The sequence below is a fragment of the Rhizobium sp. BK379 genome (genome assembly GCF_014193955.1).
Taxonomy (GTDB): domain Bacteria; phylum Pseudomonadota; class Alphaproteobacteria; order Rhizobiales; family Rhizobiaceae; genus Rhizobium.
The window spans coordinates 539,588-561,382 of record NZ_JACIAD010000001.1 but is presented as its reverse complement, the minus strand read 5'-3'; the positions used below and the strand labels follow the sequence as shown (position 1 = coordinate 561,382).

The following is a 21,795-nucleotide window of genomic DNA, read 5'->3' as shown; positions in this document are numbered from 1 at the left end:
GAAAAAGCGGCCGTCGCGGCCGCCGAAAAACCCAGTTCATCGGGTCCAGGAATCAGGCCTTGTAGATCAGCCAGCTCTTGGTGAACTCCTTCTGCATGCCGTCCTCATAGACGGCGGTGCAGTTACGACCAGCGTTCTTGGCGCTGTAGAGCGCGATATCGCTCTTGGAATAGAGTTCGCCGGCATCGTCGGCATGCGAGGCCATGCAAATGCCGATGGAGACGGTGACCGGGCCGTAATTGACACGCGTGCGGGAATTCTTGAAGGGTGTCGATTCCAGCGTCCGGCGGATGCGCTCGGCGATCGCGGTGACTTCCTCCAGCGTATTGCCGTCAATGATCAGGGCGAACTCCTCGCCGCCGGTGCGGGCGACGAAGACGTCGCGGCGGACGTTGCTGCGGATGACGGAGGCGACTGTCGCCAGCACCTTGTCGCCCACCGGATGACCATAGGTGTCGTTGATCTTCTTGAAATTGTCGATGTCGGCCAGGAGCAGGGCGGTTACCGGGCGTAGCGCCGGAGTGTTGAAGACGGCCGCCAGACGGTCGTCGAACGCGCGGCGGTTGGAAAGGCGCGTCAGCGAGTCGGTATTGGCGATGCGCTTGTATTCGTCGAGTTCCTTGCGGACCTGATCCATCTCCTGCGAGCGCTGAACCATGTCTTCGACGGTCTTTTCACCATGGGTGATCGTATCGCCAGTTGCCTGGGTGAGCAGGTCGATGGCGTTTTCGATCAGGTCGGCGCTCGTCGTGCTTTTGGAGCTGATGCGCTTGCAGGTCTCGTTGAGCAGCCGATTGTAGCTTTCGAGCGAGGTCTGCTCCTGGCGCAGCACGCGCAGCAGGCCTTCCAGCTCACCGGCGATGCGGCTGTGGGCATCGTCGAAAATCTTGGCGGGCGCCGTGTGGGAACAATGCTGCGAGCCAAGAGCATCGAGCTCGGCCTGCGTCGCCTGGCTGCCGAGGGCGGCAAGGTCGCGGGTGAGTGCCGGGTTGGAGCCGATATAGGCTTCGTAGAAGAGTTCGTAATTGCGGGGAATTGGCGCAACGCCCATGGAGCGCATGGCATAGGTGATCTGACCCGCCACATCGGGAACCTGCACCTTGGGCGCAACAGCCGTGTTCATCCGGCAACTCCTCATCCAATTCTTAAGCAATCTTCTATTTGTTACCTTAGATTTCTTGGGAAATGATTAAAGCGACATATACCAAAGATTACATACGATAAGTTTGACGGGCATCAATACTACGATCAGCCCTATGATTTTTCACAAATATTTGTAAGTTCGACTGCAACGGAGACACCTCTTATGCGCGAGGTGTTCCAAAAAAGTTCAATCGTTTTCTCTTTTTAGGGATTGTTTTCGCTTTGTTGACGGTCGGTATCTTTTGTCTGATCTACAGACCGGCATGGCGAGACCACAGATTCCATCTCAGGAAATCGAATTCATGGGGACCGGATCGCGGTCCCCGTCTTTGGGCATGAGATCATGGAATCGTCTCGCTACACGTCACCCGTCATTCTTGGTCTCGCCGTTCTCGCCGGCACCATCTTCCTTCTGCAGCAGAGTGGCTTTTTCAACGGCATCTTCAGCACAGACATCGTCGCCAGCGTAAAGGCAGAGGATGTCCTGAGCGCTGCCGATATCGCCGCGCTGGAGAAGCCACCAGTCCCGTCCATGACGGCCGTCAATCTCGATGGGCCTCAGGCGGCTTCGGTGCGGTAGAATATGGGGTTTGTCAGGGCGAAATGGCACTCGGCCAATCGCCCTTCACCGGACTTCCTTAGCCCAGATTCAGCTCCTGGAAGAAGTCGTTGCCCTTGTCGTCGATGACGATGAAGGCCGGAAAGTCCTCAACCTCGATCTTCCAGACGGCTTCCATGCCAAGCTCGGGATATTCCAGCACCTCGACCTTGCGGATGCAATCCTGCGCCAGCCGGGCGGCCGGGCCGCCGATGGAGCCGAGATAGAAGCCTTGGTGCTTCTTGCACGCTTCGCGCACGGCGCGCGAGCGGTTGCCCTTGGCAAGCATGACCATGGAACCGCCGAAGGACTGGAACTGGTCGACATAGCTGTCCATGCGACCGGCAGTCGTCGGGCCGAAGGAGCCGGAGGCGTAACCGGCAGGCGTCTTGGCCGGGCCGGCATAATAGACCGGGTGGTTCTTCATATAGTCGGGCATGCCTTCGCCCTTTTCCAGCCGCTCACGGATCTTGGCATGAGCGAGGTCGCGGGCGACGATGATCGTGCCCGTCAGCGACAGGCGCGTCTTGACCGGATGCTTGGAAAGCTCGGCCAGGATATCGGCCATCGGCCGGTTGAGATCGACACGCACCATGGACTCGGAGAGCTTAGCCTCGTCGATCTCGGGCAGGTACTTGGACGGATCGGTTTCCAGCTGCTCTATGAAAATGCCATCGCGGGTGATCTTGCCCTTGGCCTGACGGTCGGCGGAACAGGAGACGCCGAGGCCGATCGGCAGCGAGGCGCCATGGCGGGGCAGGCGGATGACGCGCACGTCATGACAGAAATACTTGCCGCCGAACTGGGCGCCGACGCCGAGGCTTTGCGTCAGCTTGTGGATTTCCTTCTCCATCTCGATATCGCGGAAGGCGTGTCCGTCTTCCGAGCCTTCAGTCGGCAATTCATCGAGATAGCGAGTGGAGGCAAGCTTGACGGTCTTCAGGTTCATCTCGGCCGAGGTGCCGCCGATGACAACAGCCAGATGATAGGGGGGACAGGCTGCCGTACCCAAGGTGAGGATCTTTTCCTTGAGGAAGTCCAGCATGCGATCATGCGTCAGGAGCGAGGGCGTGCCCTGGAAGAGGAAGGTCTTGTTGGCCGAACCGCCGCCCTTGGCGACGAAGAGGAAGTCGTAGCTGTCGGTGCCTTCCTCATAGATATCGATCTGCGCCGGCAGATTGTTCTTGGTGTTCTTTTCCTCGAACATCTTGATGGGCGCGAGCTGCGAATAGCGCAGGTTCTTCTTTTCATAGGCGTCGAGAACGCCCCTGGAGAGGGCTGCCATATCGCCGCCTTCGGTCCAGACGCGGCGGCCCTTCTTGCCCATGATGATCGCAGTGCCCGTATCCTGGCACATGGGCAACACGCCGCCGGCGGCGATATTAGCGTTCTTCAGGAGGTCGTAGGCAACGAAACGGTCATTGTCGGTCGCTTCGGGATCGTCGAGGATTGTGGCCAGCTGCTTCAAGTGACCGGGGCGCAGCAGATGGTTGATGTCGGCAAAGGCGGTTTCGGCAAGAAGGCGGATACCCTCGGGATCGATGGTCAGGATCTCCTGGCCCTTGAAAGTATCGACAGAGACATGGTCGCTGCTGATCTTGCGGTAGGGGGTGTTGTCGGTGCCAAGTGGGAAGAGATCGTCAGCCATCGAAGTGACCTTTCTGGGTGCGATAGTTTGGAACGGGTCTAAATCTGGCTGGAGCTAAAAGCAATTGGGAAGGGTGGGGGATTGGTGGTGAAAATTCCGCGGTGGTTTCGCTACGCATCAGGGCAGATGACAAGCGAGGTCGTGCGTCCTAGCCCTCTCATCCGACCCTTCGGGCCACCTTCTCCCCGCTGGGTAGAAGGGGGTATCCGTGTCACCGTCAACGATCGAATGGAACGTCTGATGGGGAACGAGACGCCGCAAAGACACCCCTTCTACCCTGCGGGGAGAAGGTGCCGGCAGGCGGATGAGGGGGCCACGGCGCACCACTGTCCTGGTTATCTGACATGGCGATCGAGGAAGGGGCGCTGCTCCACCAAACAAAAAAGGCCGGCTAAGCCGGCCCTTTCATACTTCAATTCATCAACTCACTTGGGGCTGATCATCGTCTCCGGGCGCACGATCGCGTCATACTCTTCCGACGTCACCAGCCCGCTCGCCAAGGCCTCTTCCTTCAGCGTCGTGCCGTTCTTGTGGGCGGTCTTGGCGATCTTGGCGGCGGCGTCGTAGCCGATCTTCGGGGCAAGGGCGGTCACCAGCATCAACGAGCGCTCGAGGCCGGCCTTGATATTGTCCTCGCGGGCCTCGATGCCGACGACGCAATTGTCGGTGAAGGAGACGGCGGCGTCACCGAGCAGCTGCACCGACTGGAGGAAGTTATAAGCCATCATCGGATTGTAGACGTTGAGCTCGAAATGGCCCTGACTGTCGGCGAAGGTGAGAGCCGCGTGGTTGCCGAAGACGTGGATGCAGACCTGTGTGAGAGCCTCGCACTGAGTAGGGTTCACCTTGCCGGGCATGATCGAGGAGCCGGGCTCGTTTTCCGGCAGGGCCAGTTCGCCGAGGCCGGCGCGCGGGCCGGAGCCGAGCAGACGGATGTCGTTGGCGATCTTGAAGAGGGCGGCCGCTGCCGCATTGATCGCACCATGGGCGAAGACCATCGAATCATGCGAGGCGAGGGCCTCGAACTTGTTCGGCGCGGTCACGAAGGGCATGTCGGTGATGACGGCGATCTCTTCGGCAACCTTTTCGGCAAAACCGACCGGTGCATTCAGCCCGGTGCCGACGGCGGTGCCACCCTGGGCGAGTTCGCAGAGGCCGGGCAGGGTCATTTCGATACGCTTGATGGCGGAGCCCACCTGCGCGGCATAACCCGAGAATTCCTGACCTAACGTGAGCGGTGTCGCATCCTGCGTGTGCGTGCGGCCGATCTTGATGATGTGGCTGAACTCCGTGACCTTCATGTCGAGCGCGGCATGGAGATGCTTCAAGGACGGCAGCAGGTGATGGGCGATCTGTTCGGCGCAGGCGATATGCATGGCCGTGGGGTAGGTGTCGTTCGACGACTGACTCATATTAACGTGATCGTTCGGGTGCACGGGCTTCTTGGAACCCATGACGCCGCCGAGCATTTCTATCGCGCGATTGGAGATCACTTCATTGGCGTTCATATTGGATTGCGTACCGGAACCAGTCTGCCAGACGACCAGAGGGAAATGGTCGTTCAGCTTGCCGTCGATCACTTCCTGGGCGGCATCCACGATAGACTTGCCGATGTCGGAATCGAGCTGGCCGAGCGCCATGTTGGCGCGGGCGGCCGCCTGCTTGACGATGCCGAGCGCACGCACGATCGAGAGCGGCTGTTTTTCCCAGCCGATCTTGAAATTGCCGAGAGAACGCTGCGCCTGCGCGCCCCAATATCGGTCGCTGGCGACTTCGATCGGGCCAAATGTGTCGGTTTCGGTGCGGGTTGAACTCATGGCTCATGCCTTCCTGTCACATGCTGTTGGGCAGTCTTTGAAGATGAGGACTTATAGGGTGGAAAACCTGCCAAGAAAACCAGACGCCATACGAAATATTGAAGACGGATCTCATGTTTTGCATCCCCGCTCAGGCGCTTCAGCGGCGTGTTTTTTCGGCCACGCAGGGAAATTAATGCAAATAGCGACAGAAAGCGCACTTTCTCAAACCGGAAAATTCGGTAAAAAATTAACTAATAATTTCATAATTTTGTGTGAACTGCTGCACGGCGCTTGCGTTCGACTCCGTCACACAAAGTTGAGCCTGAAAACGCTGGCGCCTCAGGCCGGTTTCTGATGAATGGGCCGCGGCTGCCGTGAAGAATTGATCTGAGCCATTTGCTCGACAACAGCATTATACTGGGACTGGAAAACAAGATGAAGTTCGTTTTGAAAAGCGCGGTTTCCGCATTGGCACTTTCCTGCGTAATGGGCGCGATTCCTGCGCATGCCTATACGCTGATGGATATGCTGCGCGGCGACCGGGCAAGAAGCGGTCAGAGCACGATCATCATGGACCCTTCGGCTCCAATGCGTGGCAATCCGGGCAATCGTAACGGGCTTGGCGGCGATATCGATCCGGAAGCGGCGCTGCCGAAGGTTTCCAGCCCGCGTTATTACACCTACAAGGCCGAAACGCTGCAGATCGTCGACACGACGAAGTTTGCAGATCCCGTCGTCACCGGTGCAGTCGCCGACGTCTCCGGTTCGACCACCACCGACGGCGCTCCGCAGCGCCATTTTCTGACGGAAGCCAAGGTCCGCGCCAATCCGGATGTCGCCAAGGCCCTGCAGGGCTATTACGGCGACGGCAAGAACCCGCTGGTCTGGGTGTCCGGCGAGGGTGTCAACGAGCGCGGCAAGGCGGCGCTGAGCGTACTCGCCGATGCGGCAAGCGTCGGCCTCGACCCCGCCGATTACGCAGTATCCGAGCCGAGCATCGATCCGGCCAATCCGGATCCTGACGTCCGTGACCGTGCGCTGACGCAGTTCGAGCTCGCGCTTTCCTCCAAGGTTCTCTCCTATGTGCAGGATACGACTCGCGGCCGCGTCGATCCGAACAAGCTCTCCGGCTATCATGATTTCCAGCGCAAGGTCGTCAAGCTCGATCCGGTGCTGAAGCTGTCGCGCATGAGCCCTGACGTTGCGGCCTATCTTTCCAGCCGCAACCCCGACGGCACGCAGTTCCTGGCGCTGAAGGCCGAGCTTGCGAAGCTGCGTGGCCTCGGCGGCGGCTATGAAGAGCAGATCACCATTTCGCTCGACAGCCTGCTGCGGCCGGGCGACAGCTCGCCGGAAGTGGCCAATATCGTCAAGGCAATCCAGAAGCATGGTTCGGAAGAGCTGAAGACGGCGCATGCTGCCACCTTCTCGGCCTATACCGGCAGCAGCGACTATTCGCCCGACATCGTGTCACTGGTCGAGGACTTCCAGAAGGAGCATGGCCTGAAGCCCGATGGCGTGATCGGCCAGGCGACCGTGCGCACCATGACTGGCGGCGACTCGAACGGCTCCAGGATCGGCAAGCTCGTCGTCGCCATGGAGCAGGCTCGCTGGCTGCCCGCGGATCTCGGCCCGCGCTACGTGATGATCAACCAGCCGGCCTTCATGGCCTACTACTATAACGACTCCAAGCAGCAGCTTGCGATGCGCACCGTCGTCGGCGGCAAGAATAACCAGACCTATTTCTTCGACGACGAGATCGAAACTGTCGAGTTCAACCCGTTCTGGGGCGTGCCGCAGTCGATCATCATCAACGAGATGCTGCCGAAGCTGCGCTCGGACCCGAACTATCTGGACCAGATGGGCTACGAGGTCCAAGTCGGCGGCCGCGCCGTTCCGTCCTCCAGCGTCGACTGGTACGGCTCGACCCAGAACATCTCGGTCCGCCAGCCGCCGAGCAGCGACAATGCGCTCGGTGAGTTGAAGATCCTGTTCCCGAACAGCCACGCCATCTACATGCACGACACGCCTTCGAAGAGCTTCTTCAAGCGTGACATGCGTGCACTCAGCCACGGTTGTGTGCGCCTGTCCGATCCGCGCGCGATGGCCGCTGCCGTTCTCGGCACGACGGTCGACGACGTCGCCAAGCAGATCGCTACCGGCCAGAACCATGCGGTGAAGGTGCCGCAGAAGATTCCGGTCTACGTGTCCTATTTCACCGCATGGCCAAACAAGGACGGCGTGATCGAGTATTTCGACGACGTCTATGGCCGCGATGCCTATGTGGAAAAGGCATTCGATGTGACGACCAAGTCGCGTGAGGCGCAGATCTGACGCTTGACGCCGGATGAGGATTTTGACGGGCGGTCTTCGGGCCGCCCGTCTTGTATTTGAGGGTGCGAGTTGAGAAGAGAGGAGCCCTAAGCGCAATCGGCACGGCCAGCTCTATCAGCCCTCAAACAGCAACCTTTGCCTCAGCCCCCTTCAGCAATCCTTCCACCAATTCCACCGTCAGCTCATCATAGTGCGTGATGATCACATCCGGGGCCAAACTCGACACCGGTACATCCGAATAGCCGAAGGGAACCGCAATCACAGGCACCCCGGCGTTCTTGGCCACCGCAATGTCATTGATGCTGTCGCCGACCATCACCGAGCGGGAGACATGGCCGCCGGCGCGCTCGATCGTGCCGGTCAGATGCCTGGCATCGGGCTTTCGATGTTCGAACGTATCGCCGCCGGTGATCGCCTCGAAATAATGCGTCAGGCCGAGCTTCTCCAAAAGACCGGTGGCGAGACCTTCCAGCTTGTTGGTGCAGACGGCCAGCGCATAGCCATCGGCCTTCAGGCGGTCCATGGCAGCGACGAGGCCAGGGTAGGGCTCGGTATGACCGGGCATGTTCGCACTATAATGGGCGACGAAGCGCTCGACGAGTGGGCCGAGTTCCTCCGACGAGATCGGGCGGCCCTGCAGTTTGCAGGCGCGTTCGATCATCACACGGGCGCCCTGGCCGACGAGATGCGTGAGATCGTCATAGGTGACGGGCTCAAGATTAAGAGCGGCGATCGTGTAGTTCAGGCTTTCGACCAGGTCGACATGGGTATCGAGCAGCGTGCCGTCGAGATCGAAGACGACGAGGCCTTTATTCTTGGAGGGAGCCTGGCCGGCATTTTCGGGAGCGGGGGTCAAAGTCGTGCCTCTTTACGGAGTAGGGTCATCCGGGAGTAGGCGATGAACAGGCGAAAAGCAACGGCGCGGCGGCAGACGGAAAAGTCGCAGCCGAAACGCGTGGCTTTCAATCGCAGGACGATGATTTTGGCTTTCGTTTGCAATACGAGCCGTGTAAACAGCACATCAAACGCAATATCAGGAGCTGGCGGCGCATGGATGCCCGCGAAATGAAGATCAAGGCCGCCGAGGCAGCACTCGTCCATGTCGAATACGGCATGCGGCTTGGAATCGGGACGGGAAGCACGGCTGAAGAATTCGTCCGCCTGCTCGCCGAAAAGGTCGCCGCCGGTTTCAAGGTCGAGGGCGTTCCGACGTCCGAGCGCACGGCGCGGCTCTGCGTCGAACTCGGTGTCCCCCTGAAATCGCTGGACGAATTGCCGCAGCTCGATCTCACCATCGACGGTGCCGACGAGGTCGATGCGGCACTCCGGCTCATCAAGGGCGGCGGCGGCGCGCTGTTGCGCGAAAAGATCGTCGCTGCAGCCTCGAGCCGGATGATCGTCATTGCCGACGAGAGCAAGCTGGTCGAGACGCTCGGCGCTTTCGCGCTGCCGATCGAAGTCAATCCCTTCGGTCTCGTTTCGACGCGCATGGCGATCGAAAAGACCGCCTCGCGCCTTGGGCTTTCCGGCGAACTGACGCTGCGTCAGTCCGGTGACGGAGACTTTACGACCGACGGCGGACATCACATCATCGATGCATCTTTTGGCCGCATTCCTGATGCAGAGGCGCTTGCGAGGGAACTGAATTCCATACCCGGTGTCGTGGAGCACGGGCTTTTCATCAACATGGCGGCGCTTGCGATCATTGCCGGTCCTGCAGGCGCCCGTACGCTGCAGGCAAACAGATAACAGGAGCATAGAAACTCATGATGAACATTGCAGGTCTTGGCCGTCTTGCCGCTGCGACCATCGTTCTTTCCGGGCTTGCCTTCGGCTCTGCCGCAAGAGCGCAGGAAGTTTCCGAGGAGCAGCTGAAGGCTGCCCGCGCAGCCATGGATGCCATCGGCGCCACCACCCAGTATGACAATATCCTGCCGGGTCTGGCCGAGCGCCTGAAGGCCGGCCTCATCCAGGACTCGCCGAACTATCAGGACGTGATCACTGCGACCGTCGACACCCAGGCTCTGGCTCTGGCACCGCGTCGTGCCGACCTCGAAAAAGAAGCGGCTCTGACCTATGCCAAGGCCTTCTCGGTCGAAGAGCTGAAGGCGATCGCCGACTTCTACAATTCCGACGTCGGCAAGAAGCTGCTGCGCGACGGCCCCGTCGCTTCGCGTGAAACCGCCAAGGCTGCCGATATCTGGGCGCAGGGCATTTCCCGTGATCTGGAAAAGCAGAGCAATGCCGAGCTTTCCAAGGTCATCAAGGCTCCGCCGGCGGCAACCGACAGCCCGGTAACGCCGGCTCCGGCAGCAGCGCCGGCTGCCCCCGCTGCTCCGGCACCTGCCAAGAAGTAAGACCATCCTTCATTTCGACAAAAGCCCGGCCTCGTCCGGGCTTTTGTTTTTGTGGCGCTGCCACCTATATGTTGAAAACCCGTCCAGCGATTCCCTCCGGAGATCATCATGCCTTCCTACGACTACGACCTCTTTGTCATCGGCGGCGGTTCGGGCGGCGTGCGCAGCGCGCGCGTTGCAGCCTCGCTCGGCAAGAAGGTGGCGATCGCCGAGGAATATCGCTACGGCGGCACCTGCGTGATCCGCGGCTGCGTGCCGAAGAAGCTCTTCGTCTATGCTTCGCAGTTCCACGAACATTTCGAGGATGCGGCCGGCTTCGGCTGGACCGTCGGCGAAAGCGCGTTCGACTGGCAGAAGCTGATCGCGGCCAAGGACAATGAGATCGCGCGGCTGGAAGGGCTCTACAAGAAGGGCCTTGCCGGCGCCAATGCCGAAATCCTGGAGACACGCGCCGAACTCGTCGATGCGCATACGATCAGGCTCCTGAAGACGGGCGAGACGGTGACGGCCAAGACCATCGTGATCGCGACCGGTGGCAGGCCGAACCCGCATGAGGCGCTGCCCGGCCACGAGCTCTGCATTTCCTCCAACGAGGCCTTCCACCTGGAAGAATTGCCGAAATCGATCCTGATTGCCGGCGGCGGCTACATCGCCGTCGAATTCGCCAACATCTTCCACGGGCTCGGCGTCGAGACGACGCTGATCTATCGTGGTACCGAAATCCTCTCACGCTTCGACGAGGACCTGCGCCGCGGGCTGCATGAGGCAATGGTCGCCAAGGGCATCCGCATCCTCTGCCAGGACGTGATGCAGAAGGTGACGAAGGGTGAAGACGGCCTCGTTATCGAGACGCTGAAGAACGGCACGCTCAACGCCGGTATCGTCATGCTTGCGCTTGGTCGCGATCCGAACACGAAGGGGCTGGGGCTCGAAAAGGCGGGCGTTGCAGTCAACGAGCGCGGCGCCATCATCGTCGACGATTATTCTCGTACCAATGTCGAGAACATCTATGCGCTCGGCGACGTCACCGATCGGGTACAGCTGACGCCGGTCGCGATCCATGAGGCGATGTGCTTCATCGAGACGGAGTACAAGGACAATCCAACCAAGCCGGATTACGACCTCATCCCGACGGCGGTCTTCTCGCAGCCGGAGATCGGTACGGTCGGTCTTTCCGAAGAAGAGGCGGCCAAGCGCTACAAGGAGCTGGAAGTCTATCGCGCCCAGTTCCGGCCGCTGAAGGCAACGCTCTCGGGCCGGGCAGAAAAGATGATGATGAAGCTGATCGTCGATGCCGCAAGCCGCAAGGTGGTCGGCGCCCATATTCTCGGGCATGACGCCGGTGAAATGGCGCAGATCCTCGGCGTCACGCTGAAGGCTGGCTGCACCAAGGACGATTTCGACCGCACCATGGCGCTGCACCCGACGGCAGCCGAAGAACTGGTGACCATGTACGCGCCGAGCTACCGTATCCGCGACGGCAAGCGCGTCTGATCCATCCTCATGAATTGATTCCTGCCGCACAGGCGGCAGGCGAGGGTGATCCCTGTCTTATGCCGTCCTTGTCGCGAAACGGCTTCACAGGGCTGGACGACATGCTTAGCTCGTCAGGCGCGGCGCGCGGATAACCTTCAGGAACAGTGCCTTCATGGCATCAGCAATGCCCTCGGTCGGTGACACCTCGAAATAGAGGCCCGGCGAGGCGCAGGCGGCCATGCGCGTGGGTATCTCGTTCTGGAAGGGCTTGATCCAGGTATTGTACCAGTTGTTGCTCGGCAGCGGCAGGTAGGTGGTGTAGAGAATGGCGATCTTGACGCCGCGATCCTTGAGCGGCTTGCAGAAGGACGTGTCGATCGGCTCCTGGCAGCGGCCACCGGTCGTCTTCTTGGTGCAGGTCGAAGGCTTGTAGCTGTCGCCCACACCATCCGACACGAAGAACAGGATTTTTTCGGGCTTGGTGTTCGACGTGCCGTCGCCGGCCGGATCGATGATGGTGTTCATCTGCGTCATAGCACTGTCGAAGCTGGTGAGCTGGTCCTGATTGTAGTTCTGATAGGGAATGGTCATCAGGTCGACGGCGTTGGTGTAGTTTTTCACCGTCGTCAGATCCGAGGTGAGATTTGAGATCGTCGTCAGCTTGGCGTCCTCGGCCTTGGTGCCGAAGGTGTAGACGCCCATGCGGAACTGGTCGGCGCTGACGCGTTCTGTCTTGGCCGTATCGGTCAGCGCCTGGGTTGCCTGGCGCACCACATCGATACGCATGGCGACGCCGAGGCTCTTGGCGATCGTGTAGTTGTTGGAGGCCTGGTCCATCTGGTGGCAGGCGAAGGCACAGCCGGTCTTGGCCTGCAGCTTGGAAACGTCGGTCGGCGTTGCGGCGACACCCATGGACGGCGTGTTATCCAGAAGGATGTAGAAATCCATGAAGGATGCGGTCTGATATTCCGCCGTCGCCGAGCCCGATATGGTGATCGAGTCCTGGCCGAGGATATGTATGAAGGTGGTGGGTACGGAGGCGCTGAAGGTGACCTTCGAATTGAGCTTGTTGGCCGTCTTGGTGACGTCGATGCTCAGGTTCACCGCCACCGAGGTCAGTTCGCCGGACATCTGCGAGAAAAAGATGCTGCGGGCATCGGTCTTGGCGACCGAGATGGTGCCGTCTCCCTGCATGGTCATGGCAGCCGCCACCGCATCCGATTTTTCGGAAATCGAGCCGACGGCTGCAGCATCGGCCGCGGCATAGAGCTCGGTGCGCAGGCTCAGTGCATGGGCATAGTCCAGCGCCAGACCGGCGGAGCCTACCAGCGGCACCATCAGCAACGCCGTCATGATGCCGAAATTGCCGGATCGGTCCGAAAGGAACGCGGACGAAAGGATACCCATGCTCAACCCCTATATTATTAGGGTCTGCTTTACATACGAAATCTAAATTAGCCGGAAAATAGCATGGTATATATCGCCTTAACGCCGGGTTCGACGTCGCATTGGCGCAGCCGGAGTGACGCTGCGAGCCGGCGATGGAAACTCTTTCGGGGCGCCGAATGCGCTACTAGGCAAGGGAAGCCGAAAGGTTTATAAGCCGCCGCATTCTTTAACGGGCAGGCATCCGGGTAAACCGGGTGGGGAAGCAGATGAGCGACATGGCACAGAATTGGACCCCGAGCAGCTGGCGGAACAAGCCAATCCAGCAGGTTCCGGAATATCCCGACGCGGCCGCGCTGACGGCGACTGAAGCCACGCTCTCCACCTATCCGCCGCTGGTTTTTGCCGGCGAGGCCCGCCGCCTGAAGAGCGCGCTTGCCAATGTCGCCGAAGGCAATGCCTTCCTGTTGCAGGGCGGCGATTGTGCCGAGAGCTTCCTGGAGCACGGCGCCGACAATATCAGAGACTTCTTCCGTGCCTTCCTGCAGATGGCCGTCGTGCTGACCTTTGGCGCCCAGCTTCCCGTCGTGAAGGTCGGGCGCATCGCCGGCCAGTTTGCCAAGCCGCGTTCGGCGCCGATGGAAACGCAGAACGGCGTTTCGCTGCCGAGCTATCGCGGCGATATCGTCAACGGCATCGAATTCACGCCGGAATCCCGTATCCCGAGCCCTGAGCGCCAGCTCGATGCCTACCGCCAGTCGGCCGCAACGCTGAACCTGCTGCGCGCATTTGCGATGGGCGGCTATGCCAATCTCGACAACGTGCACAAGTGGATGCTCGGCTTCGTCAAGGACAGCCCGCAAGGCGAGCGCTACCGCAAGCTTGCCGACCGCATCAGCGAAACCATGGATTTCATGAAGGCGATCGGCATCACCTCGGAAAACAATCCGAGCCTGCGCGAGACCGATTTCTTCACCAGCCACGAGGCGCTGCTGCTGGGCTACGAAGAGGCGCTGACCCGCGTCGACTCCACCTCCGGCGACTGGTACGCCACATCCGGCCACATGATCTGGATCGGTGACCGCACCCGCCAGCTCGACCATGGGCATGTCGAATATTTCCGCGGCATCAAGAACCCGATCGGCCTGAAATGCGGCCCGTCGCTGCAGCCCGACAACCTGATCGAGCTGATCGACGCGCTGAACCCGGCCAATGAAGCCGGCCGCCTGACGCTGATCTGCCGCTTCGGCCATGACAAGGTCGCCGACAGCCTGCCGAAGCTCATCCGCGCCGTCGAACGCGAGGGCAAGAAGGTCGTCTGGTCCTGCGACCCGATGCATGGCAACACGATCACGCTCAACAACTACAAGACGCGGCCCTTCGAACGGATCCTCTCGGAAGTCGAAAGCTTCTTCCAGATCCACCGTGCCGAAGGCACGCACCCGGGCGGCATCCATATCGAGATGACCGGCAAGGACGTGACCGAATGCACCGGCGGCGCCCGCGCCGTCACGGCCGAGGACCTGCAGGATCGCTATCACACCCATTGCGACCCGCGCCTCAACGCCGACCAGGCACTCGAGCTGGCCTTCCTGCTGGCCGAGCGCATGAAGGGCGGGCGTGACGAGAAGCGGATGGCCGCAAGGGCCTGAGGCGATTAGCCGATAGAGTTTGAAAAGCCCGGCCTAGAGCCGGGCTTTTTGTTTGTGGAGTCACAGGCATCGCCATTACCCCCTGTGATAAGCCCACCGATAAGGGAGGCGAGGGCATCACCGCAACTGAACATGAAGATGGTCGTCGTGACGCGCAGCGCGGCATCCCTGAAACCGCACATGATCATCGGTGATGCCGAGCGCTTTTTTCAGATGCGGTTCAAGAAATACCTTCTCCACTCCGAACCGGCTCACGCCCTCGGTGGTGAGCCAATTCACCGCCGCCACTGTCCGTTGCTTCTGAAGCCGGTAGGCAGGAAAAAGCGGCTGGAGAAAATCGAGGTCCCAACGCCCCGTCAGCCAGTCGTTCCGCCCCTCGCATGGCTGCTCATCACTATTGGCGGGCTGTTCGAAAGCGAAGTAGCCGATTGGCGAGCGGGTGACGCCATCAAGGAAACTACCGCTGGAATCCTCGTAATAATAGGCGAAGTCGAGCTTCCTGCCGTCAGTATGCGACAAATGCGGCAGCAGCGGAAAGCCGGTCAGGAAGGGAAAATTGGCATCCAGTGCGATCGTTGTCGCGCCGGGGAATTGCCTGTCCATATTGTCTGCAAGGGCATAGGCCAGATCGCGCACTGCAGGCGTGACATAATTTCGATTGAGGGCGCAGTAGATCGGTGAGCGGAAGACAAGCTTGTCTGCAGCGTCTGCCAGACAGGACAGGGGAACACGCCCGAAGATCGGCGCAACGATGCTGGTGACAATCGTCAGGCTGGTATAGACGAGCAGGAAGATTGCAAGCTTCGGCACAAATCTGCGCACGGCCCAAAGGCGTGCAACCACGATGCCGACGAGATAAGCGATACCGCCGATCTGTGTGAGCAGGGTCAGAAAGACGACGATTGCGAAACGAAAGCCGAAACGAAGCATCTGATGCTTTTTTTCACCGGAGGTTGCGATTTTCTTCCATTGCCATTCTCATGAGCGATGACACAAGAGGTAAGTTTGATGCGAACACGTCCGGCCGCGCGGCTGCTTCTGCTCGATCAGTTCGGGTGCGTCCTGCTTTTCAAATTCGTCTTCAGATCGGGCGCGCTTGCGGGACGGCAATATTGGGCAACGCCGGGCGGCGGGCTTGAGGAGGGCGAGACGTTCGAGGCCGCGGCCTTGCGCGAGCTCACGGAGGAAACCGGCCTCCATGTGGATCAGGTGGGATCATCGATCGACAGCCGGTCTTTCGAATTTCAGCTCCACAATGGCGAGATGGTGCGCGCCGAGGAGCAGTTTTTTGTGGTGCGGACTCAGCGTGGGGCGATCTCCGATAGCGGCTGGACGGATCTGGAACGAGAGGTCATGGCGGATCACCACTGGTGGTCGACGGAAGAACTGCTTGCCAGTGCCGACGTCATTTTCCCGGATGGTATCGTCGATCTCATGAAGACTGCAGTCTCGCAGCCTGCGCTGCCGATCGCCATGAGACGGTGACCGAGGCCCTTGTCGTGACACCACGCGCCCTGTATGCATTGCGCATGACCCATGTACCGACCCTGTCCGGCCTGTATTACGCGCTGCTCCCATAGAGCGGCGACGGTCATCTATTCGAAAACCCGAACGCCGCACGGTCGGCGGCGCGTGTTTCAGCAGAAGGTCTCCGGCCTGACGGCCCCACTGGAGACCCTCATGACCATCAATTTTCAGCCTTCCATCAAGCTTCGATCGGAGTTTCTGCGCGTTCTCGCGGAGCGCGGTTTCATCCAGCAATGCACTGATCTCGAAGCCCTGGACAACCGGCTCGGCACCGGGATCGCGACAGCCTATAACGGTTTTGACCTCACGGCCGACAGCCTGCATGTCGGGCATCTCATCCCCATCATGATGCTGCGCTGGTTTCAGAAGACCGGCCACAGGCCGATCGCGCTGATGGGCGGCGCCACGACGCGGCTCGGCGATCCGAGCTTTCGCGATACGTCGCGGCCATTGCTCAGCGAAGAACAGATCGCCGCCAATCTCGCCGGCATCCGGCGCATCTTCGAGCGGTTCCTGACCTTCGGCGACGGGCCGACCGATGCGCTCATGGTCAACAATGCCGACTGGCTTGGTGGCCTGAAATACCTGGATTTCCTGCGCGAGGTCGGTCCGCATTTCTCCGTCAACCGGATGCTGACCTCGGAGAGCGTGCGCCAGCGGCTGGAGCGAGAGCAGTCGCTCTCGCTGCTCGAATTCAACTACATGGTCATGCAGGGTTATGACTTTCACGTGCTTGCCGAAACGCATGGCTGCCTGCTGCAGCTCGGCGGTTCGGACCAATGGGGCAATATTCTCAGCGGCGTCGAGTTCGGGCGGCGTGCCGGCGGGCGAACGCTGTTCGGTTTGACGGCGCCGCTGCTCACGACCGCGTCGGGTGCGAAAATGGGCAAGAGCGCATCGGGTGCGGTCTGGCTGAATGCAGATCGGCTGTCGCCCTACGAATTCTGGCAGTTCTGGCGCAACACCGAGGATGCCGATGTCGGCCGCTTCATGCGGCTCTTCACCGAGCTGCCGCTTGACGAGATTGCGCGCCTGGAAGCTTTGCGCGGCTCCGAGATCAATGTTGCAAAGAAGGTGCTTGCCGACGCGGTGACACCGCTCTGCCATGGCGCAGACGCGGCGACGCAAGCCTCCGAGACCTCTCGCCGCATGTTTGAAGACGGCGAGGCCGCTGCGGGACTGCCGACGGTTACCACCAAGGGTGATCTGCTGCGCCAGGGCCTGCCGCTGCCGGATGCGCTTGTCGCATCGGGGCTTGCAAGGTCGAAAAGCGAGGCGCGGCGGCTGATCCTCGGCGGCGGCGTGCGTGTCAACAGCAGCAACGTCTCCGATGAAGCCATGCGGCTTACCAATACCGACATGGAGGAGGGCGTCATCCGCCTGTCGGTCGGCCGGAAGAAACATGTGCTGCTACGGCCGGAACCGTAATGCCATCGCGAACGGGCTGCCTCACACGGCAGGCGGCCCGCTCGCCGATGTCAAAGGGCATGGTGCTGACGGAAATGCCGTTGCAGGAAAGACCGAGCCTTGACGAAGCTCCATGTCCTGGGCGCGTCGGGCAGGAAACCATCGTCGTTCAGGATATCACTCAGCGGTGACGCGAAGAGTTCCGCCGCCTCGTTGCGGTCTGGTGCATGATGGGCGCCATCGAGGATCACGGCTGATGTGGAGCGGCTCGATGCCAGAATGAAAAGCTCGGGGTGGCAATGGACGGGATCGTAGGCGAGGCCGATCGCGAAGGCGGCGGAGCGATCGATATCGGTGACGGCAACCTCCTCGGCAAGTTCGCGGGCCGCCTCGTCGAAGAGATCGACTTCTTCGCTGGCACCCGGTTCCGCATAACCGCCGATCAGATAAAGGGCGCCTGGATTCTGCTCCGCAGTCAGGCTCCGCTTGGTGACGATCACCTGCTGGTCCGCGGTAACAAGGATAATGGTGAGCCCAAGCGGATCGGAGCGCTCGGCGTCGGGGTGCTCCGCGGCAAAGCCGGCATGGCGGGTCACGACATAGGCGGAGAAGCTCGTGCTTTGGGCCATGATGGTCAATTCGCCATTCTCGATGCGATGCTCGGCCAAGCGCAGGAGCTGCCCGTCGAAGGCCGTTGGGTGTCTTTCGATGAAGCGATCCCAGCCGGCCCGCCGCAGCGCCTCGACCGGCTCGGAGAGCCGGAAGGCTCCGGCGCAGCGGCAATGAATATGATCGACTGATATTGTGAATGCCTGGTCTGCGAATGTCATGCGCGCAATGTCTTTCTCAGCAATTCGATCGTCTCGGTAACGGATGGCCCCTTTATCTGTGGCGGCTCGGCCCGCTCGCAGAATTCGCGCCAGATGAAGAAGGTCAGCTCGGCGCCATCGGTCGGCGTTTCGCCCGGGCCTTCGGCAAAGGTCTGCAGCAGACGGTAGCGCTGATCCTGCCAGAAGAGGTCTTCCACCCAGCCGTAGATCGGGATGATGTGGAAGTGGATGGGAAAGCCGGGCGAGTGGCCGTAGCGGCCAATATAGACGCGCTTTGCGCCGAGCACCTTACCGAGGGCATGCTGAGCTTTCGCCAATAGCGGGCCGAGCTCGCACAAGGCTTCAGCCGACAGGTCTGCGAGATCGTTGGTGAAGCTTCGCGAGCTGACCATGAGATAGCCGGGCAGGGCGGAATTGATACGATGGTTCACCAGCCAGCCGGATGTTTCGGACACATGGAACTGTGCAGGAATTTCCAAGGATGCCTTCCTCTCTTACGTGGGCATGCGCGCAGATTCGCAAATTGGCTGACGATGACGTGCTTCGGCAAGGGCCGTGACTTTCGCTTCTTGTCGGGGCAAATTGCAGACGCACCGAGAGGGAATGTCTTGACTGAAATTGCATGCGCCATTTTCTGGCGGGAAGGACGGGTTCTGCTGGTCCGACGTGCAGGGCACAAAGAGCGCTTTCCTGATTGCTGGGATCTGGTCGGCGGCCATGTTGAAGCCGGCGAGAGCCCCGCGGCGGCAATGGTGCGCGAGGCAAAAGAGGAAGTTGGCCTGACCCCATCCCGATTTCGAAAGCTCGCCGAGCAGCCCGAGGAAGACACGATCTATCATCTCTTCCTCGTGAGCGAATGGCAGGGTGGAGAACCTGTATTGCTTGGAGATGAACATACGGCGGCGCAGTGGGCCACGCCCGTTCAGGCCGAGGCGCTAGACGATTTGGGCCACCCACAATGGTGTTCGATCTTCCACGAGATTCAAGAACAGGCTCTGGCCGGTGATATGCGTGGCTAATCGAAGTCAATTGCCTGAGACCGGACAATACATATAGATATATCTATATTTAAAGTGCGGGCCGAATTCCTGAATAAACGCGGCCCGCAATGTCTTACAGGCTCGTCGCAAGATCCCAGTTGTAGACGCAGCGATCAAGGCCGATGGCGATTTCCAGCACGAGAACATCCTGTTCCACAACCGGCCCCTTCTTCGGCTGCGTCCTGTAGCGCTCGGGAAAATCCGTGCGGCGGGAGATAGAGCAGACTTCCATCCACTTGTCGCCGTTATCCACCTCCACATCGACTGTTGTCTGCGAATAGGCGGGCAGCCGGTCGGAAGGCACGATGCGGGTCGGCAGCGGGATGAGCGCGGCAATCATTCGGCGCACAGGCTCCAGTGCGGCGGCATGATAGTCGTTGCCGCTGTCAGCCGTGTAGGCGCACTGGAATTCCAGCTGCCAGAACTCCTTCAGGCGCATGTGCTTGGTCGGCTGCTCTTGTTCGCGCCGGTAGGATCGGCCGGCCTGCCAGACGCAGAGGGGCAGACGCGTTCTCGAATGATTGCCGAGAATGTGCTGCATATAGACGTAGGTCGAGGGCGTCGTTTCCGGCCTCAGCACGAGCGGCGCCTCGGTCTCGGTCATTTGCTCCTGCGCCCATATATCGGCATTGGTGTAGGCGTCCGAAATGAGGGCGCGAGGCGTCAGCGCCGGCGCCTCGACCCTTCTGACATCCCAGGCCGGGTTGACCGACCGGAGGAAGGTTCGCACCTCCTCGGAAAAGAAACGGACCATGTGGTCACCCATGTTGATTTCGCGCTCTTCCCAGTGGACGAACGAATTGACATTGAAAAGATTGAGCACGGTGCCTGTCTCCCTGGCAGCCCTAACAGAAGGATGGGGGCTTTACGTCCAGCAGTTCGCCGGACGCATCAGGGCATCCGGACGCTACGGCTGGACGCGGAGACCTCGTCCGCCAAAAGCGCGCAGAACGGCAACCTGCGGGCAGGTGCGGTCGAGACGGGAGAGAGGCGCGCTGTTGGAACTCATGGCTGACGTCGTATCCGCGGGACCGGCGCTTGTCAAATCGGCCGCTCGCCTTGCGAGCAACGCTTCATCCATGCATTCTGCCGTCATGAGCGACATGGATCTGGACCATATTCTTAGAGAACTTGCGGCCCGCGAGCCGATCTTTCACCGGCGCGAATTCGGCACGTCGCGTGCCGATCTCGAACGGATGACCGATAGCAATTTCTGGCAGATCGGTGCGAGCGGAAAAGTCTATCAGCGCGGCTATGCGATCGAAACGTCGCTTGCGCGCTACGAGAAAGGGCCAGAGCCGCATGATTGGCCCTGCCGGGATTTCACCATCACGGTGCTGGCGGACAGGCTCTTCCTTCTCTCCTACATTCTCGAGGAGCCGCAGCGCGTAACGCGCCATTCGACCATCTGGCGTCAGGCCGCCGATGGTTGGAAGATCGTCTTCCATCAGGGCACCCCGATGGGGTGAGCCGGTTCGGTGCTCATCGCTATTGCACCAGTACCGACTGCTGGCAGCGAACATCCGTCACCCGCACATCGGCTTCGCCGATCTTGACGCCGAGCAGGGTCAGCGTGTTGAAAAGCAGCTCGTCGAGCGGCTTGGCAAGCCCGGTCAGCGTATCGGCGACCGCGCCCTGGATGACGGCCTTCGGCAGGCCGATACCGAGACCGAGGATGGTGACCTGGATGTCGGTATTGGTAAGCAGGCTGGTGACCGTCGAGGTCAGCGTGTCCCTGGTCGAAACATTCTTGATGGTCTTGGCGGAAATGTCCTGCGCAGCTTGATGCCGGCAATCGAGCTGATGCCAAGAACATTCAGTTCAAATGCGAGCCGCACCTGGGCGGTGCGTACGACCGCACCCGTGGTGCCGACGGCGTGGAGGCCAGTTCCTTCGGCGGCTCGCCGATTGCGAGCGTCAGTTTCGTGCCGGCAATGCCGGGGACTGCGGCGCTCAGGTTGACGGCCACCTGCTTCTTCTGGTTGGCGGCGATTGCGGCAGCCGAAAGGATATCCATCATGCTGGCATCGACAGATCGCCCTGCAACTGATGATGCTCTGCTCCAACGCATCAGTTTTCCTGAAGCCTTTGATCAGCGCTTTGGATTTGACTGGCTGTTGTACCGACGTCACTCTCCCGGACTATTTCAGGGGGAACGGACATGAACGAACATCATGCGGGCGGGTGCCTGTGCGGCGCAGTGCGGTTCGAAGCGCGGGAGAGGCCCGATGTCCTGGTCGGCTGCCATTGCTCGCAGTGCCGGCGGCAGACAGGGCTTTATTATGCCTCGGCCGACGTGCCGGTTTCGGCCGTCACGATAACAGGCGAGGAAAACCTGCGCTGGTATCAGTCAAGCGATGAGGCCCGGCGCGGTTTCTGCTCGCAATGCGGTTCGGCACTGTTCTGGCAAAGGCTGGGCGGGCCGGCTATTTCCATCCTGGCCGGCGCTTTCGACGAACAGAACGGGCTCAGCTTCGGCTATCATATCTTCTGTGCCGGTAAGGGCGATTTCTACGAGATTCCAGATGGCGTTCCGCAATATGCTGCGGGACGGCCGTAGAGCTTTTTGTTTCACGCAATTCCGGACGCAAAACCGCT

Annotated in this window: 21 protein-coding genes and 1 pseudogene; 12 read left to right on the top strand and 10 right to left on the bottom strand. The window is 60.4% G+C overall.

All coding sequences use genetic code 11. The features are described from left to right. Positions 1–52 precede the first annotated feature (52 nt). A complete protein-coding gene (locus tag FHT93_RS02860; protein WP_183846042.1) occupies positions 53–1,123 on the bottom strand; it encodes a GGDEF domain-containing protein in 1,071 nt (356 codons plus the stop codon). Between the two features lie 363 nt (positions 1,124–1,486). Between FHT93_RS02860 and FHT93_RS02855 the strand changes: the two genes are divergently transcribed. Beyond that, positions 1,487–1,723 (top strand): hypothetical protein, encoded by a 237-nt coding sequence (locus FHT93_RS02855; protein ID WP_183846041.1) that lies wholly within the window; start codon positions 1,487–1,489, stop codon positions 1,721–1,723. A gap of 58 nt (positions 1,724–1,781) precedes the next feature. On the opposite strand, the gene FHT93_RS02850 is transcribed toward FHT93_RS02855, so the two are convergent. Beyond that, positions 1,782–3,389 (bottom strand): fumarate hydratase, encoded by a 1,608-nt coding sequence (locus FHT93_RS02850; protein WP_183846040.1) that lies wholly within the window; start codon positions 3,387–3,389, stop codon positions 1,782–1,784. A 425-nt stretch (positions 3,390–3,814) separates the two neighbouring features. Further along, positions 3,815–5,206 carry a class II fumarate hydratase gene (fumC, locus tag FHT93_RS02845; protein WP_112547347.1) on the bottom strand — a complete coding sequence of 464 codons (1,392 nt, stop codon included), beginning with the start codon at positions 5,204–5,206 and terminating at the stop codon, positions 3,815–3,817. Here fumC and FHT93_RS02840 point away from each other — a divergent pair. Beyond that, positions 5,205–5,543, top strand: coding sequence for a hypothetical protein (locus FHT93_RS02840; protein WP_162732763.1), 339 nt, complete (start codon positions 5,205–5,207; stop codon positions 5,541–5,543). The genes fumC and FHT93_RS02840 overlap by 2 nt on opposite strands. 80 nt (positions 5,544–5,623) lie before the next feature. After that, entirely contained in the window at positions 5,624–7,522 is a 1,899-nt protein-coding gene (locus FHT93_RS02835; protein ID WP_183846039.1) for a murein L,D-transpeptidase, read from the top strand. A 121-nt stretch (positions 7,523–7,643) separates the two neighbouring features. Here the strand turns inward: FHT93_RS02835 and FHT93_RS02830 are convergent, their stop codons facing one another. Continuing rightward, positions 7,644–8,378 (bottom strand): HAD family hydrolase, encoded by a 735-nt coding sequence (locus FHT93_RS02830; protein WP_112547345.1) that lies wholly within the window; start codon positions 8,376–8,378, stop codon positions 7,644–7,646. 194 nt (positions 8,379–8,572) lie between these two features. Between FHT93_RS02830 and rpiA the strand changes: the two genes are divergently transcribed. From rpiA to gor, 3 genes are all read left to right on the top strand, one after another. After that, the gene (rpiA, locus tag FHT93_RS02825; protein ID WP_112547344.1) at positions 8,573–9,271 is read left to right on the top strand and encodes a ribose-5-phosphate isomerase RpiA; all 699 of its coding nucleotides are present in this window, start codon (positions 8,573–8,575) and stop codon (positions 9,269–9,271) included. Positions 9,272–9,288: 17 nt separating this feature from the next. Continuing rightward, complete coding sequence (locus FHT93_RS02820) at positions 9,289–9,879, top strand: DUF2059 domain-containing protein (protein ID WP_112547343.1); 591 nt, start codon at positions 9,289–9,291, stop codon at positions 9,877–9,879. A gap of 108 nt (positions 9,880–9,987) precedes the next feature. Beyond that, entirely contained in the window at positions 9,988–11,373 is a 1,386-nt protein-coding gene (gene gor / locus FHT93_RS02815; RefSeq protein WP_183846038.1) for a glutathione-disulfide reductase, read from the top strand. A gap of 105 nt (positions 11,374–11,478) precedes the next feature. Here the strand turns inward: gor and FHT93_RS02810 are convergent, their stop codons facing one another. Further along, complete coding sequence (locus FHT93_RS02810; RefSeq protein WP_183846037.1) at positions 11,479–12,762, bottom strand: pilus assembly protein TadG-related protein; 1,284 nt, start codon at positions 12,760–12,762, stop codon at positions 11,479–11,481. A 257-nt stretch (positions 12,763–13,019) separates the two neighbouring features. Between FHT93_RS02810 and FHT93_RS02805 the strand changes: the two genes are divergently transcribed. Continuing rightward, on the top strand, positions 13,020–14,393 hold the full coding sequence (locus tag FHT93_RS02805) for a 3-deoxy-7-phosphoheptulonate synthase class II (RefSeq protein WP_183847484.1): 1,374 nt from the start codon (positions 13,020–13,022) through the stop codon (positions 14,391–14,393). 117 nt (positions 14,394–14,510) lie between these two features. Here FHT93_RS02805 and FHT93_RS02800 read toward each other — a convergent pair whose 3' ends face one another. Then, positions 14,511–15,323 carry a hypothetical protein gene (locus FHT93_RS02800; RefSeq protein ID WP_183846036.1) on the bottom strand — a complete coding sequence of 271 codons (813 nt, stop codon included), beginning with the start codon at positions 15,321–15,323 and terminating at the stop codon, positions 14,511–14,513. Positions 15,324–15,401: 78 nt separating this feature from the next. On the opposite strand from FHT93_RS02800, the gene FHT93_RS02795 reads away from it, so the two are divergent. Together FHT93_RS02795 and tyrS are read left to right on the top strand one after the other, a co-directional pair. Further along, positions 15,402–15,878, top strand: coding sequence for an NUDIX domain-containing protein (locus FHT93_RS02795; protein ID WP_183846035.1), 477 nt, complete (start codon positions 15,402–15,404; stop codon positions 15,876–15,878). A 195-nt stretch (positions 15,879–16,073) separates the two neighbouring features. Beyond that, positions 16,074–17,348 carry a tyrosine--tRNA ligase gene (gene tyrS / locus FHT93_RS02790; protein WP_183846034.1) on the top strand — a complete coding sequence of 425 codons (1,275 nt, stop codon included), beginning with the start codon at positions 16,074–16,076 and terminating at the stop codon, positions 17,346–17,348. Positions 17,349–17,398: 50 nt separating this feature from the next. On the opposite strand, the gene FHT93_RS02785 is transcribed toward tyrS, so the two are convergent. Both FHT93_RS02785 and FHT93_RS02780 read right to left on the bottom strand, forming a co-directional pair. Then, on the bottom strand, positions 17,399–18,157 hold the full coding sequence (locus FHT93_RS02785) for an NUDIX hydrolase (RefSeq protein WP_183846033.1): 759 nt from the start codon (positions 18,155–18,157) through the stop codon (positions 17,399–17,401). Then, positions 18,154–18,636: an HIT family protein gene (locus tag FHT93_RS02780; RefSeq protein ID WP_183846032.1), complete on the bottom strand. Its 483-nt coding sequence runs from the start codon at positions 18,634–18,636 to the stop codon at positions 18,154–18,156. The genes FHT93_RS02785 and FHT93_RS02780 overlap by 4 nt, the downstream gene beginning before the upstream one ends. A 129-nt stretch (positions 18,637–18,765) precedes the next feature. On the opposite strand from FHT93_RS02780, the gene FHT93_RS02775 reads away from it, so the two are divergent. Next, positions 18,766–19,176, top strand: coding sequence for an NUDIX domain-containing protein (locus tag FHT93_RS02775; RefSeq protein WP_183846031.1), 411 nt, complete (start codon positions 18,766–18,768; stop codon positions 19,174–19,176). Positions 19,177–19,270: 94 nt separating this feature from the next. Here the strand turns inward: FHT93_RS02775 and FHT93_RS02770 are convergent, their stop codons facing one another. Next, the gene (locus tag FHT93_RS02770) at positions 19,271–20,020 is read right to left on the bottom strand and encodes an aminoacyl--tRNA ligase-related protein (protein WP_183846030.1); all 750 of its coding nucleotides are present in this window, start codon (positions 20,018–20,020) and stop codon (positions 19,271–19,273) included. A 184-nt stretch (positions 20,021–20,204) separates the two neighbouring features. Here FHT93_RS02770 and FHT93_RS02765 point away from each other — a divergent pair, with 184 nt between their 5' ends. Continuing rightward, a complete protein-coding gene (locus tag FHT93_RS02765) occupies positions 20,205–20,666 on the top strand; it encodes a DUF4440 domain-containing protein (RefSeq protein WP_246781530.1) in 462 nt (153 codons plus the stop codon). A gap of 19 nt (positions 20,667–20,685) precedes the next feature. Here FHT93_RS02765 and FHT93_RS02760 read toward each other — a convergent pair. Beyond that, positions 20,686–21,232 (bottom strand): annotated as a pseudogene (locus FHT93_RS02760) (hypothetical protein); the annotation flags it as partial. Between the two features lie 126 nt (positions 21,233–21,358). On the opposite strand from FHT93_RS02760, the gene FHT93_RS02755 reads away from it, so the two are divergent. Continuing rightward, positions 21,359–21,757 carry a GFA family protein gene (locus FHT93_RS02755; protein WP_112968242.1) on the top strand — a complete coding sequence of 133 codons (399 nt, stop codon included), beginning with the start codon at positions 21,359–21,361 and terminating at the stop codon, positions 21,755–21,757. Positions 21,758–21,795 lie beyond the last annotated feature (38 nt).